This is a genomic window from Enterobacter hormaechei subsp. hoffmannii, assembly GCF_001729745.1.
In the GTDB taxonomy this organism is placed as follows: Bacteria; Pseudomonadota; Gammaproteobacteria; order Enterobacterales; family Enterobacteriaceae; genus Enterobacter; species Enterobacter intestinihominis.
The window spans coordinates 4,404,353-4,418,950 of sequence record NZ_CP017186.1 but is presented as its reverse complement, the minus strand read 5'-3'; the positions used below and the strand labels follow the sequence as shown (position 1 = coordinate 4,418,950).

Below are 14,598 nucleotides of genomic sequence, written 5' to 3'. Positions count from 1 at the left end.
TAAAAATGGGGGCCATAGCCCCCATCAACAGTGATGAAAATGCATTGAACGCGATTATAGAATAAAACGGCTCAGATCTTCATCTGCCACTAACGCATCCAGGTGTTTGCCCACATACTCTGCGTCAATGGTAATGGTTTGACCGTTAAGGTCGCTCGCATCGTAAGAGATATCTTCCACCAGGCGTTCCAGCACGGTGTGCAGACGACGCGCACCGATGTTTTCGGTGGTTTCGTTGACCTGCCATGCGGCCTGAGCGATGCGTTTGATCCCATCGTCGGTGAACTCGATATTCACGCCTTCGGTCGCCATCAACGCTTTGTACTGTACGGTCACAGAAGCGTTTGGCTCAGTCAGGATACGTTCGAAATCTTCAGTGGTCAGCGCCTGCAGCTCAACGCGGATTGGCAGACGACCCTGCAGTTCCGGAATGAGATCGGATGGGCTGGCAACCTGAAACGCACCTGACGCGATAAACAGAATGTGGTCAGTTTTCACCATGCCGTGCTTGGTAGAGACGGTGCAACCTTCCACCAGCGGCAGCAGGTCGCGCTGAACGCCTTCGCGGGAAACATCCGGGCCGGAGCTGTTGCCGCCGCGCTTACAGATTTTGTCGATTTCGTCGATAAACACGATACCGTGCTGCTCAACCGCGTCGATAGCGTCCTGTTTCAGCTCTTCCGGGTTAACCAGCTTCGCGGCTTCTTCTTCAATCAGCAGCTTCATCGCGTCTTTGATTTTCAGCTTACGCGCTTTCTGTTTCTGCCCGCCCAGGTTCTGGAACATGGACTGCAACTGGCTGGTCATCTCTTCCATGCCCGGAGGGGCCATGATTTCAACGCCCATTGGCGCGGCAGCGAGATCGATCTCAATCTCTTTGTCGTCCAGCTCGCCTTCACGCAGTTTTTTGCGGAATGCCTGACGCGCAGCAGAAGGTTCAGGCTGCTGTTCAGCCTGTCCCCAGTTATTTTTTGCCGGTGGGATCAGCACGTCGAGAATACGCTCTTCGGCCATCTCTTCGGCGCGATAGCGGTTTTTCTCAATCGCCTGGACACGCACCATCTTAATCGCTGAATCGGTCAGATCGCGGATGATGGAGTCCACTTCTTTACCCACATAGCCCACTTCGGTGAACTTGGTGGCTTCAACTTTGATGAACGGCGCGTTAGCCAGTTTGGCCAGACGACGAGCGATTTCGGTTTTACCCACCCCGGTCGGGCCGATCATCAGAATATTTTTTGGTGTCACTTCGTGGCGGAGCTCTTCGTCGAGCTGCATGCGACGCCAGCGGTTACGTAGTGCGATAGCCACGGAGCGCTTGGCGTTGTCCTGGCCGATAATGTGTTTGTTCAGTTCGCTGACAATTTCGCGTGGGGTCATTTCAGACATGGGCGATCCTTACGCTTTGGAGGTCAATTCTTCGATGGTGTGATTGTGGTTGGTATAGATGCAGATATCACCTGCAATATCCAACGCTTTCACCGCGATATCGCGCGCGTTCATGTCGGTATTTTCCAACAGCGCACGGGCTGCGGCCTGGGCGTACGGGCCGCCAGAGCCGATGGCAATCAGGTCGTTTTCAGGCTGAACCACGTCGCCGTTACCGGTGATGATCAGCGAGGCGTTTTCGTCAGCCACGGCCAGCAGCGCTTCGAGCTTGCGCAGCATGCGGTCGGTACGCCAGTCTTTTGCCAGCTCAACGGCGGCTTTCACCAGATGACCCTGATGCATTTCCAGTTTGCGTTCAAACAGTTCAAACAGCGTGAAGGCATCAGCCGTGCCGCCTGCGAAACCGGCGATCACTTTGTCGTTATAAAGACGACGTACTTTCTTCACGTTGCCTTTCATGACGGTATTACCCAGCGTGGCCTGGCCATCACCGGCAATTACCACCTGGCCGTTACGGCGTACACTTACTATTGTTGTCACGAGCAGACCCCCTGGTTACAGATTCGGGAAACAGAAGCCCTGAGCCTGTGCTCAGGGCTGAATTAAATGATAGATGGGGGGGATTTTGGGGGTTTCAACCCCCGGAGGCGAGTCGAATGCAGTTTGTGTGGCCAGCCACTTTCAAACGGGAAATGGTGCCGTCTGCGTTTTCTTTGCCTTTGACCGGTCCAATCACCACGCGATTCCAGCCGTTATTGGTGGTAATGCGTGAGTCAAATCCTTCAAATGCCAGCTGAGCTCGCACCGTTTCTGCCTGTTCGGCGCCTTTAAACGAACCGCACTGAACCATCCAGCGGCGTTCATCTTTTTTCTCAGCCGTCTGCTTTGGTGCCTCGGTCTCTTTAGTGACCGGCGCAGCCTGCTGCGTTTTTGGCTGTTGCGCAGTGGTATGTGCAGGCGTCTGCAACAGATCCTGATACGGCTGTGCTGTTTGCTTCTGCGGCTGGGCTTTCGGCTGCTGCTGAACAGGCTGCGTTTGTACGGTACGCGTCTGCTGCTGCGGTTGTGTACGCGGCTGTTGTACCGGCTGCGTCTGCGTCCACTGCTGCTGTTGCGTTTGCTGCTGTGCCTGACGCTGGCGCTGCAACGTTTGCTGACGCTGCGCCGGGGTTTGTTCGTTCCACGGTACTTCGTTCAGCTGCGTAGGCTGCTGGCGCATGTCCGCCTGCATCTGAGCGAGCAACTGGCGCTGTTCGTCCGTCAGCTGATCGGCATTCTTCACTTCACCCCCGGCAGAAGGCTCGGTAGGCGCACGTACGCCAGGCTGGCGGCTTTCCAGCTCTTTAATGTAGCGCCAGCGCTCTTCAGGCTTCGGAGGAAGGCCGTTGCCGACGACCTTGTTACCCTGAAGGGCTTCAGACTCTTCTTTTTTATGATGCGTAATGAAGTAGAGGCCGCCAATAAAGGCCACCAGCACAGCCGCAGCAATGGCGACCATGGCTGGGGAGACAGCAGACAGGCTACGTTGCTTGCTTTTTGAACTACTCTTTTTGCGTCGCGAAGGTGCCGGCTGGCCGCGACGTACATAATCTCGTTGTGCCACTATCGTTTCGCTGTATTTATTCGTTCGTCAGCCCGCCATGTTACTTAAGCGACGGGGCTTTGACCAGATAAGGGTGTCGAAAGGTATTTACTTTAAGTTAATGCCTGGGTAGAGCCGCGCACAATCAGCTCACAATCCAGTAGTCGTGACCCACTGCTAACTGTTTGACCGTGCAACTGATCCAGCAAAAGCAGCATCGCTTCCCGGCCAATGTCATACCGCGGCTGCGAAACAGTCGAAAGCGGCGGATCGCAAAACTCCGAAAGCGAAATATTATCAAAACCGATTATCGACAGGTCCTTTGGCACGCGCAGGCCGTGACGTTTGGCGTAGGATAACGCCCCCAGCGCCATCACGTCGCTGTGGCAGAAGACCGCGGTAGGCGGTTCTGGCAAGGCAAGCAATTTTTCCAGCGCCTGCCCGCCCGCTTCAAAGGTGAAATCACCGCGCGCAATGTAGTGCGGATCGACAACAGCCCCGGTACGGCGAAGCGCCTGAACGTAGCCCTGCAACCGGTAATGACACAGCGGCATCTCTTCTGGTCCGGCAATACAACCGATACGCTTATGCCCCAGCTCCTGAAGATAGTTCACGGCGTTGAACGCAGCGGTGAGGTTATCGATATGAACGGTCGGCAGCTCCAGCTCCGGCGCGAATTCGTTCGCCATGACCATTGGCGGTAAATTGCGCTGTTCTTCAATGCTGGCATCAAACGGCAGGCGTGAGCCAAGCAGCAGCATGCCATCAATCTGCTTGGTGATGATCAGGTCGATGAACGTTTTTTCCTGCTGGTTCTGGTGGGCACAATCACCAATCAGCACCAGATAGCCCTGGGCGGCGGCCGTGACCTCAATGCCGCGGATGATTTCGCTGAAGAAGGGATCGCAGATGTCCGGCACGATCACCAGGATGGTGCGGGATTCGTTGCGTTTAACGTTGCGCCCCATGGCTTGCGGGAAATAACCGACCTCAAGCGCCGCCTTTTCAACCCGGTTTCGGGTCGCCTGGGAGACTTTGTCAGGGTTCATCAATGCGCGGGACACGGTTGCTGTTGAGACTTGTGCTTTCTCGGCAACGTCTTTCATGGTCGCCGAGGCAACCTCTTTCCTGGACTTCAACGTCTTCTCCTCGCCTGAACACCGAACTGCGGACCGCACCATTTTTACAGATAGTTAATGGAATCGGTTACAGAATTTTCATAAAAAGTGTGAGGCGCATTAAATTTTTCGATCCGTCTTCAGCCTTCAATCGGATCGACGTCCAGAACCCACTTCACTTTTCGCGCTTCCGGCAGGGTATTAATCAGCGCCAGCGTGCCGCTGACGATCTGCTGTAAACGGATACGCGAAGGGTGCTGAAGTAAGAGTTGCCAGCGGAAACGGCCGCCGCGTTTCGGGGCGAGCGCGGGTACCGGGCCTAAAATCCACAGCTGATTATCCACCAGTGGGCTGGCCTGCAGGAGATTTCTCAGCTGTTGCAGGAATAGCGGCGCCTGCTGGTTGTTATGATCTTCCGCACGGATGATGACGTGGCTGGTCCACGGAGGAAGCTGCATCGTCTGACGTTCGGCCAGCGCCTGGTCCGCGAAGGCGTCATAGCCTTTGTGCAGCAGCGTTTGCAGCAGCGGGTGCTCAGGATGGTGCGTTTGCAGCACTACTTCGCCCTGCTTACCCGCTCGACCGGCGCGACCAGCAACCTGGGTATAAAGCTGTGCGAAACGCTCGGCGGAGCGAAAATCCGCGGAGAACAGCGCGCCGTCGACGTCCAGCAGGGCGACCAGCGTCACGTCCGGGAAGTGATGCCCTTTCGCCAGCATTTGAGTGCCAATCAGGATGCGCGCGCCGCCGCGATGCACTTCCGCCAGCTGCTGCTCCAGTGCCCCTTTGCGGCTGGTGGTATCCCTGTCGATACGCGAAATGGGCACATCAGGGAAGAACGGCGCCAGCGCCTGTTCGAGCTGCTCCGTCCCCAGACCCACCGGCACGATGTGCGTTGAGCCGCAGGACGGGCACTGACGGGGTACCGGACGCTGGCTGTCGCAGTGGTGGCAGCGTAAATGGCGCTGAGCCTGGTGGAAGGTGTAGTAGTGATCGCAGCGCGGGCACTCGGCAATCCAGCCGCAGTCGTGGCACAGCAACGCAGGCGCGAAGCCGCGGCGGTTCAGAAACAGGATCACCTGGTTGCCCGCCTGCAAATGTTGGCGCATGCGGCTAATCAGCGCAGGCGCTAACCCGGCCTGCACCTGCTGGCCTTTCAGATCCAGCACATGCTGAATGGCCGGACGGGCATTCCCCGCGCGGCGCGTCAGGCGCAGCATGTGGTATTTACGCTGGCGAACGTTGTGCAGCGTTTCAAGCGCGGGGGTGGCGGACCCCAGAATAATGGGGATTTGCTCGCTGTGGGCGCGGTACACGGCTAAGTCGCGGGCGTGATAGCGCCAGCCTTCCTGCTGTTTATAGGAGCTGTCATGCTCTTCATCGATCACGATAACGCCGAGATTTTTAAACGGCGTAAAGAGTGAGGAACGGGTGCCAATCACAATCGCCGCTTCGCCGTTTTTCGCTTTCAGCCAGGCGCTGAGGCGCTCGCTGTCGTTTAGGCCGGAGTGCAGAACCTCAACGGGCGCATTAAAGCGTTCACGGAAACGGGCGATGGTTTGCGGCGTCAGGCCGATTTCCGGCACCATTACCAGCGCCTGTTTGCCCTGTGCGAGCACATTTTCCAGTACGCTCAGATACACTTCGGTTTTACCGGAGCCGGTGACGCCCGCCAGCAGCCAGGCGGAGAAACGATCGGCGGCGCTGTGAATCGCGCCCACGGCGGTGGCCTGCTCGGTATTCAGACGCAGGCGATCGCCCGAGACGGAAAAGCCGTCGCGCCAGTCGTGAAGGGCAGGTGCTTCGCTGGCCAGCTCGCTCAGCCCTTTCTTCCTTAATGCCTGCAACGCGGTTTCGCTCACCTCGAGCTCGTCGACCTGATGGCGCCAGATTTTCCCCTGGCGTAGCGCGGCCAACGCCTGCTGTTGTTTTTGCGAGCGCTTCAGGCTGTTAATGTCGACCGCCTGACCCTGCTCGGTGGCAAACCAGTACCACATTGGCGCATGGCTGGCGCGCTTACCCTGACGCAGCATAATCGGCAGGGCGTGGAACAATACGTCGCCAATAGGATGGTGATAATAATCTGCCGCCCACAGCAGCAGTCGCCAGGTGCTGTGAGAGTAAACAGGTTCATCATCCAGCACTTCAACGATCGATTTCAGCTCGGTAAGCGGCAGCTCGCTTTTATCGCTGACGGAGACGACGATCCCCACGCGCTGCTGTTTACCGAACGGCACGGTCACGCGACAGCCCGCTTTGGCGCTCATGCTGTCGGGCAGCAGGTAGTCAAAGGTGCGGGGAAGCGGAACGGGCAGGGCAACGTGAGCGACGGGCATCGAATCTTCCTGACTTGAAAAGTGGCGCGTTAGTATACACATTAGTGAAAGCGGCGTGCGGATCAGTTTGCATACGTTGGTTAAATTCTGTATGATTCGCCGCCTTTGGTGTACTTTACGCCAAAGAACTTACATTCAACATCGCGTGGTGTCTGGCGTTAGGGCTGGAAGAGCGACGCGGCCTTAACTGAGGTTCTCCCATGAAAAAAGATATTCACCCGAAATACGAAATGATTACTGCAAACTGCTCTTGCGGTAACTCTATCCAGATCCGCTCTACCGTGGGTCACGATCTGAACCTGGACGTGTGCGGCAAATGCCACCCGTTCTACACTGGTAAGCAGCGTGATGTTGCAACCGGTGGCCGTGTTGACCGCTTCAACAAGCGTTTCAGCATCCCGGGCGCTAAATAAGTTTCCCGAAAAAAAGGCACCGCAAGGTGCCTTTTTTGTATCCGCTTATCAGTATTCCCACGTATCCGGGTCGATACCCAGTTCACGCATGATCACCTTCGCCTCTTCTGGAATTTCGTCACTGCGTTCTTTGCGCAGATCGTCATCGTTCGGCAACGGTTGGCCGGTAAACGCATGCAGGAACGCTTCGCACAGCAGTTCGCTGTTAGTGGCGTGACGCAGGTTGTTCACCTGACGACGCGTACGTTCATCGGTGAGGATCTTCAACACCTTCAGAGGAATGGACACCGTGATTTTCTTGACTTGCTCACTCTTCTTACCGTGCTCAGCGTATGGGCTGATATATTCGCCGCTCCATTCAGCCATGAGATACCTTTAATCCTCTCAGTCATTAATCTAAAGGTGCAAAACCGGTAACCATCAGTTTTGAACCGTAATCTTGCGTAGTTTACCGTAGAGACGATACCGAGGCACGGATATTGCCGCTGTAGCGTGTCCTAAAGCATATAATTTTAACGGCTATTTGCGCATTGCTCAATCTATACGCAAAGAAGTTTAGATGTCCAGATGTATTGACGTCCATACTTTCAATGTTTACTCTGGTGCCTGACTTTTCACCTCATTCGCCAGGAAGCCTCACCATGACGCGTAAACAGGCCACCATCGCAGTGCGTAGCGGATTGAATGATGACGAGCAGTACGGCTGCGTTGTCCCGCCAATTCATCTCTCCAGCACCTATAATTTCACCGGATTTAATGAACCCCGCGCGCATGACTACTCGCGTCGCGGCAATCCTACGCGTGACGTCACCCAGCGCGCGCTGGCGGAACTGGAAGGCGGCGCAGGGGCGGTATTAACCAATACCGGCATGTCTGCCATTCACCTGGTAACCACGGTGTTCCTGAAACCTGGCGATCTGCTGTTGGCGCCGCACGACTGCTACGGCGGCAGTTATCGTCTGTTTGATAGCCTGGCGAAACGTGGCTGCTACCGCGTGTTGTTTGTCGATCAAAACGACGAACAGGCGCTGAAACAGGCGTTAGCCGAACAGCCAAAGCTGGTTCTGGTGGAAAGTCCAAGCAATCCATTGTTGCGCGTAGTCGATATTGCGAAAATTTGTCAGCTCGCAAGGGATGCGGGAGCGATAAGTGTAGTGGATAATACGTTCCTCAGTCCGGCCCTTCAGAACCCACTGGCACTGGGTGCCGATCTGGTGTTGCATTCATGCACGAAATATCTGAACGGCCATTCTGACGTGGTAGCGGGTGTGGTGATTGCCAAAGATCCTGATGTTGTCACTGAACTGGCATGGTGGGCCAATAACATTGGCGTCACCGCGGGCGCGTTCGACAGCTATTTGCTGCTGCGTGGTATCCGCACCCTGTCACCGCGTATGGACGTGGCGCAGCGTAATGCCCAGGCGATCGTGGATTTCCTGAAAACCCAGCCGCTGGTGAAGAAGCTTTATCACCCGTCGCTGCCGGAAAACCAGGGGCACGAGATTGCCGCGCGCCAACAGAAAGGATTTGGCGCGATGTTAAGTTTTGAACTGGACGGTGACGAGCAAACGCTGCGTCGCTTCCTGAGCGGGTTGTCATTGTTTACGCTGGCGGAATCCTTAGGGGGAGTAGAAAGCTTGATCTCCCACGCCGCAACCATGACGCACGCAGGTATGGCACCCGAAGCACGTGCCGCCGCCGGGATTTCCGAGACGCTGCTGCGTATCTCGACCGGTATTGAAGATTCTGAAGATTTAATTGCCGATCTGGAAAATGGCTTCCGGGTCGCAGCCAAGGGGTAATCATGAGTGTGATAGCGCAGGCAGGGGCGAAGGGTCGTCAGCTGCACAAGTTTGGTGGTAGTAGTCTTGCTGATGTGAAATGTTATCTGCGTGTCGCAGGGATCATGACCGAGTATTCACAGCCGGGGGACATGATGGTTGTCTCTGCGGCGGGCAGCACCACCAACCAGCTGATTAGCTGGCTGAAACTGAGCCAGACCGATCGCCTCTCTGCGCATCAGGTGCAACAGTCCTTACGTCGTTACCAGAGTGAACTGATTGCCGGTTTGCTGCCTGCAGACGTGGCAGACGGACTGATAAGCGCCTTTACTCACGACCTTGAGCGTCTGGCAGCTCTGCTGGACAGCGGCATTACCGATGCGGTGTATGCGGAAGTGGTTGGCCATGGTGAAGTGTGGTCTGCACGCCTGATGGCCGCCGTGCTGCAACATCTTGGCGTGGAAGCCGCCTGGCTCGACGCGCGTGATTTCCTGCGTGCCGAACGCGCCGCACAGCCGCAGGTGGACGAAGGGTTGTCCTACCCGCTGCTGCAACAGCTGCTGGTTCAACATCCGGGTAAACGTATTGTGGTGACCGGCTTTATCAGTCGCAGCAACGCAGGTGAAACCGTACTGCTGGGCCGTAACGGCTCTGACTACTCGGCAACGCAGATTGGCGCCCTGGCGGGCGTGTCCCGCGTCACCATCTGGAGCGACGTGGCCGGTGTCTACAGCGCGGACCCGCGCAAAGTAAAAGATGCCTGCCTGCTGCCGCTGCTGCGTCTCGACGAAGCGAGCGAGCTGGCGCGTCTGGCGGCACCAGTGCTGCACGCGCGCACGCTACAGCCGGTTTCCGGCAGCGACATCGACCTGCAACTACGCTGTAGCTACACGCCGGATCAGGGTTCCACTCGCATCGAGCGCGTGCTGGCATCCGGTACGGGCGCGCGCATTGTCACCAGCCACGATGACATCTGCCTGATTGAGTTCCAGGTGCCTGCGGGCCAGGATTTCAAACTGGCGCACAAAGATATCGACACCATCCTGAAACGTGCCCAGGTGCGTCCGCTGGCCGTTGGCGTGCATAACGATCGCCAGCTGTTGCAGTTCTGCTATACCGCTGAAGTAGTGGACAGCGCCCTGAAGATTCTGGATGAAGCGGGACTGCCGGGCGAGCTTCGCCTGCGTCAGGGACTGGCGCTGGTGGCAATGGTGGGCGCGGGCGTCACCCGTAACCCGCTGCACTGCCACCGCTTCTGGCAGCAGCTGAAAGGGCAGCCGGTGGAGTTCACCTGGCAGTCGGAAGAGGGCATCAGCCTGGTTGCCGTTCTGCGCAAGGGGCCAACCGAAAGCCTGATTCAGGGCCTGCACACCTCCCTGTTCCGTGCGGAAAAACGCATCGGCCTGGTACTGTTCGGGAAAGGGAACATCGGTTCCCGCTGGCTGGAGCTGTTCGCCCGCGAGCAGGTCACGCTTTCGGCGCGTACCGGATTTGAGTTTATTCTGGCAGGCGTGGTGGACAGCCGCCGCAGCCTGTTGAACTACGAAGGGCTGGACGCCAGTCGGGCGCTGGCCTTCTTTAACGATGAAGCGGTTGAGCAGGACGAAGAGTCGCTGTTCCTGTGGATGCGCGCGCACCCGTACGACGATCTGGTGGTGCTGGACGTTACCGCCAGCGAGCAACTGGCCGATCAGTATCTGGATTTTGCCAGCCACGGGTTCCACGTCATCAGCGCCAACAAGCTGGCAGGCGCGAGCAGCACTGATAAATATCGCCAGATCCACGACGCGTTCGAAAAAACGGGTCGTCACTGGCTGTATAACGCCACCGTTGGCGCAGGTCTGCCGGTTAACCATACCGTGCGCGATCTGATTGATAGCGGCGACAGCATTCTGGCGCTGAGCGGGATCTTCTCCGGCACGCTCTCCTGGCTGTTCCTGCAATTTGACGGTACCGTGCCGTTCACCGACCTGGTGGATCAGGCGTGGCAGCAGGGCTTAACCGAGCCGGATCCGCGCGTCGACCTTGCCGGTAAAGACGTGATGCGCAAGCTGGTGATCCTGGCGCGTGAAGCGGGCTACGACATTGAGCCTGGCCAGGTTCGCGTTGAGTCTCTGGTGCCTGCGGGCTGCGAGGAAGGATCTGTCGATCACTTCTTTGAGAACGGCGACGAGCTGAACGAGCAGATGGTGCAACGTCTGGAAGCGGCAAACGAGATGGGCCTGGTGCTGCGTTACGTGGCGCGCTTCGAGGCGAACGGTAAAGCGCGCGTGGGCGTGGAGGCGGTACGTCCTGAACATCCGCTGGCGGCGCTGCTGCCGTGCGATAACGTCTTCGCCATCGAAAGCCGCTGGTACCGCGATAACCCGCTGGTGATCCGTGGCCCGGGTGCGGGGCGCGATGTGACCGCCGGAGCCATTCAGTCCGACATTAATCGCCTGGCTAAGCTACTGTAACCCCTCACCCTAACCCTCTCCCCTTAGGGGAGAGGGGACTGCTCGGTGCGGTCTTTCCCCCCTCGCCCCTTTGGGGAGAGGGCTGGGGTGAGGGGCCTTCTCACCCCCCATCATGAATCCCCTTCATCTTCCCTGAACAAACCTCAACGTTAATGTTGATTATTTCTGTTGACGTCATCCCGCTTTTCCGTCATTTTTACATCTGGACGTCTAAACGTATAGAAGTTCACAACACAACAAACAATGACACGCGAAAGATAGAGGTAAGGTATGAGCTTTTTTCACGCCAACCAGCGGGAAGCCCTGAATCAGAGCCTGGCCGAAGTAAACGGCCAGATTAACGTCTCTTTTGAATTTTTCCCGCCGCGCACCAGTGAAATGGAGCAAACCCTGTGGAGCTCTATCGATCGCCTGAGCAGCCTGAAGCCGAAGTTCGTCTCCGTGACCTACGGCGCCAACTCCGGTGAGCGTGACCGCACGCACAGCATCATTAAGGGCATTAAAGACCGAACCGGTCTGGAAGCGGCACCGCACCTCACCTGTATCGACGCCACCCCTGATGAACTGCGCGCGATTGCTCAGGACTACTGGAACAACGGCATTCGTCATATCGTTGCCCTGCGCGGCGACCTGCCGCCGGGGAGCGGTAAGCCGGACATGTACGCCACCGATCTGGTTGCCCTGCTGAAAGACGTTGCTGACTTTGATATTTCCGTTGCCGCTTACCCGGAAGTTCACCCGGAAGCGAAAAGCGCCCAGGCGGATCTGCTTAACCTGAAGCGTAAGGTGGACGCAGGTGCCAATCGCGCCATTACTCAGTTCTTCTTTGATGTGGAAAGCTATTTACGCTTTCGCGACCGCTGCGTCTCGGCGGGTATTGATGTCGAAATCATCCCTGGCATTCTGCCGGTCTCGAACTTCAAACAGGCGAAGAAATTCGCGGATATGACCAACGTGCGCATTCCGCTGTGGATGTCCAAAATGTACGAAGGTTTGGACGATGACCCGGAAACACGCAAGCTGGTGGGGGCCAATATCGCGATGGATATGGTGAAGATTTTAAGCCGTGAAGGGGTGAAGGATTTCCACTTCTATACGCTTAACCGCGCGGAGATGAGTTACGCCATTTGCCATACGCTGGGTGTCCGCCCGGCGTTATAAAGTAAAAATCCCTCATAAAGTGAGGGTTTTTTACTCGAACAGAAAGTTAAAAGGTATTAGCTATCGAATCTGTGGATTAATTCAACTATCTCTTATCGCTAGTGGTGTATATCGTAACGGTAACACTGTAAAGGGAGCATAGCGATGAGCATGTCAGACGAGACCAATAACGCGGCATCCGCCGGCAAATGTCCGTTCCACCAGGGCGGCGTCGATCACAGCGCGGGTGCAGGTACCGGCAGCAAAGAGTGGTGGCCTAAACAACTCCGCATCGATTTACTTAATCAACACTCCAGCCGTTCAAACCCTCTGGGTGAAGACTTCGACTACCGTAAAGAATTCAGTAAGCTCGACTATTCCGCCCTTAAGGGCGATCTCAAAGCACTGTTAACCGACTCACAACCGTGGTGGCCTGCCGACTGGGGCAACTATGCGGGCCTGTTTATCCGTATGGCCTGGCACGGTGCGGGTACCTATCGCTCCGTTGATGGTCGCGGCGGTGCCGGTCGCGGTCAGCAGCGTTTTGCGCCGCTGAACTCCTGGCCTGATAACGTCAGCCTGGATAAGGCTCGCCGTCTGCTGTGGCCAATTAAGCAAAAATACGGACAAAAAATCTCCTGGGCCGACCTGTTTATCCTCGCGGGAAACGTGGCGCTGGAGAACTCCGGCTTCCGCACCTTTGGTTTCGGTGCCGGGCGTGAAGACGTCTGGGAACCGGATCTGGACGTGAACTGGGGCGATGAAAAAGCCTGGCTGACTCACCGTGACCCGGAAGCGCTGGCGAAGCGCCCGCTGGCCGCCACAGAAATGGGCCTGATTTACGTTAACCCGGAAGGGCCAAACGCCAGTGGTGAACCGCTGTCTGCGGCGGCGGCGATCCGCGCTACCTTTGGCAACATGGGCATGAATGACGAAGAGACCGTTGCGCTTATTGCAGGCGGCCATACGCTCGGTAAAACGCACGGTGCAGGCGAAGCCACGCACGTGGGCACTGACCCTGAAGCGTCGCCTATTGAAGCGCAGGGCCTGGGCTGGGCCAGCACGCACGGCACCGGTATTGGCGCTGACGCCATCACCTCCGGGCTGGAAGTTATCTGGTCTCAAACCCCAACCCAGTGGAGCAACTATTTCTTCGAGAACCTGTTCAAATACGAATGGGTGCAGACGCGTAGCCCGGCGGGCGCAATTCAGTTTGAAGCCGTGGATGCGCCGGAAATTATGCCTGACCCGTTCGACCCGTCGAAAAAACGCAAGCCAACCATGCTGGTCACCGACCTGACGCTGCGTTTTGATCCGGAATTCGAGAAAATTTCCCGTCGTTTCCTGAACGATCCGCAGGCCTTCAACGAAGCCTTTGCGCGCGCGTGGTTCAAGCTGACCCACCGCGATATGGGGCCAAAAGCGCGGTACATCGGCCCGGAAGTACCGAAAGAAGATCTGATTTGGCAGGATCCGCTGCCTCAGCCGGTGTTCCATCCGACGCAGGAAGATATTGAAAGCCTGAAAGCGGAAATCGCGGCCTCTGGTCTCTCCGTGAGCGAGCTAGTTTCCGTGGCCTGGGCGTCGGCATCGACCTTCCGCGGCGGCGACAAGCGTGGCGGCGCGAACGGCGCGCGTCTGGCGCTGGCACCTCAGCGCGACTGGGACGTTAACGCCGCGGCGGTGCGGGCATTACCGGCTCTGGAAGCGATCCAGCGCACCACCAACAAAGCGTCACTGGCCGATATCATTGTGCTGGCGGGTGTCGTGGGTGTTGAGCAGGCGGCGAAAGCGGCAGGCGTTTACGTCAACGTACCGTTCACTCCAGGTCGTGTGGATGCGCGTCAGGATCAGACGGATATCGAGATGTTTAACCTGCTCGAACCGATTGCCGACGGTTTCCGTAACTATCGCGCGCAGGTGGATGTGTCCACCACGGAGTCGCTGCTGATCGACAAAGCCCAGCAGTTGACCCTGACCGCGCCGGAACTGACGGTGTTGATCGGCGGTTTGCGCGTACTGGGTGCAAACTTCGATGGCAGCAAGAATGGCGTGTTTACTAACCGCGAGGGCGTGCTGAGCAACGACTTCTTCGTCAATCTGCTGGATATGAACACCCAGTGGAAAGCGACCGACGACTCAAACGAGCTGTTTGCCGGTAGCGATCGCGCCAGCGGGGAAGTGAAATATACCGCCACCCGCGCCGATCTGGTCTTCGGTTCCAACGCTGTCCTCCGCGCGCTGGCCGAAGTTTACGCCAGCAGCGATGCACAAGAGAAGTTCGTCCGCGACTTCGTTGCCGCATGGGCGCGAGTGATGGATTTGGATCGGTTTGACGTGAAGTAACCCTTGTGCCGGGTGGCGGCTACGCCTTACCCGGCCT

11 protein-coding genes are annotated in these 14,598 nt (G+C 57.1%); 5 read left to right on the top strand and 6 right to left on the bottom strand.

All coding sequences use genetic code 11. The features are described from left to right. Positions 1 to 54 precede the first annotated feature (54 nt). From hslU to priA, 5 genes are all read right to left on the bottom strand, one after another. Positions 55 to 1,389 carry an ATP-dependent protease ATPase subunit HslU gene (gene hslU / locus BFV65_RS20850; protein ID WP_022649796.1) on the bottom strand — a complete coding sequence of 445 codons (1,335 nt, stop codon included), beginning with the start codon at positions 1,387 to 1,389 and terminating at the stop codon, positions 55 to 57. A 9-nt stretch (positions 1,390 to 1,398) separates the two neighbouring features. Then, positions 1,399 to 1,929: an ATP-dependent protease subunit HslV gene (gene hslV / locus BFV65_RS20845; protein WP_022649795.1), complete on the bottom strand. Its 531-nt coding sequence runs from the start codon at positions 1,927 to 1,929 to the stop codon at positions 1,399 to 1,401. Positions 1,930 to 2,023: 94 nt separating this feature from the next. Next, positions 2,024 to 2,992, bottom strand: coding sequence for a cell division protein FtsN (gene ftsN, locus BFV65_RS20840; protein WP_017383099.1), 969 nt, complete (start codon positions 2,990 to 2,992; stop codon positions 2,024 to 2,026). Between the two features lie 92 nt (positions 2,993 to 3,084). Beyond that, positions 3,085 to 4,110 (bottom strand): DNA-binding transcriptional regulator CytR, encoded by a 1,026-nt coding sequence (gene cytR / locus BFV65_RS20835; protein WP_022649794.1) that lies wholly within the window; start codon positions 4,108 to 4,110, stop codon positions 3,085 to 3,087. A 119-nt stretch (positions 4,111 to 4,229) separates the two neighbouring features. Next, a complete protein-coding gene (priA, locus tag BFV65_RS20830; protein WP_045308713.1) occupies positions 4,230 to 6,425 on the bottom strand; it encodes a primosomal protein N' in 2,196 nt (731 codons plus the stop codon). Between the two features lie 200 nt (positions 6,426 to 6,625). Here priA and rpmE point away from each other — a divergent pair, with 200 nt between their 5' ends. Continuing rightward, on the top strand, positions 6,626 to 6,838 hold the full coding sequence (gene rpmE, locus BFV65_RS20825; protein ID WP_003862040.1) for a 50S ribosomal protein L31: 213 nt from the start codon (positions 6,626 to 6,628) through the stop codon (positions 6,836 to 6,838). 48 nt (positions 6,839 to 6,886) lie between these two features. On the opposite strand, the gene metJ is transcribed toward rpmE, so the two are convergent. Next, positions 6,887 to 7,204: a met regulon transcriptional regulator MetJ gene (gene metJ, locus BFV65_RS20820; RefSeq protein ID WP_006179183.1), complete on the bottom strand. Its 318-nt coding sequence runs from the start codon at positions 7,202 to 7,204 to the stop codon at positions 6,887 to 6,889. A 275-nt stretch (positions 7,205 to 7,479) separates the two neighbouring features. Between metJ and metB the strand changes: the two genes are divergently transcribed. The 4 genes from metB to katG all read left to right on the top strand — a co-directional run bounded on the left by metB (position 7,480) and on the right by katG (position 14,561). Then, positions 7,480 to 8,640 carry a cystathionine gamma-synthase gene (gene metB / locus BFV65_RS20815; RefSeq protein ID WP_045308712.1) on the top strand — a complete coding sequence of 387 codons (1,161 nt, stop codon included), beginning with the start codon at positions 7,480 to 7,482 and terminating at the stop codon, positions 8,638 to 8,640. Between the two features lie 2 nt (positions 8,641 to 8,642). Next, complete coding sequence (locus BFV65_RS20810) at positions 8,643 to 11,075, top strand: bifunctional aspartate kinase/homoserine dehydrogenase II (RefSeq protein WP_023298896.1); 2,433 nt, start codon at positions 8,643 to 8,645, stop codon at positions 11,073 to 11,075. A 270-nt stretch (positions 11,076 to 11,345) separates the two neighbouring features. Further along, positions 11,346 to 12,236: a methylenetetrahydrofolate reductase gene (metF, locus tag BFV65_RS20805; protein WP_022649792.1), complete on the top strand. Its 891-nt coding sequence runs from the start codon at positions 11,346 to 11,348 to the stop codon at positions 12,234 to 12,236. Between the two features lie 144 nt (positions 12,237 to 12,380). Beyond that, entirely contained in the window at positions 12,381 to 14,561 is a 2,181-nt protein-coding gene (katG, locus tag BFV65_RS20800; protein ID WP_069597055.1) for a catalase/peroxidase HPI, read from the top strand. Positions 14,562 to 14,598 lie beyond the last annotated feature (37 nt).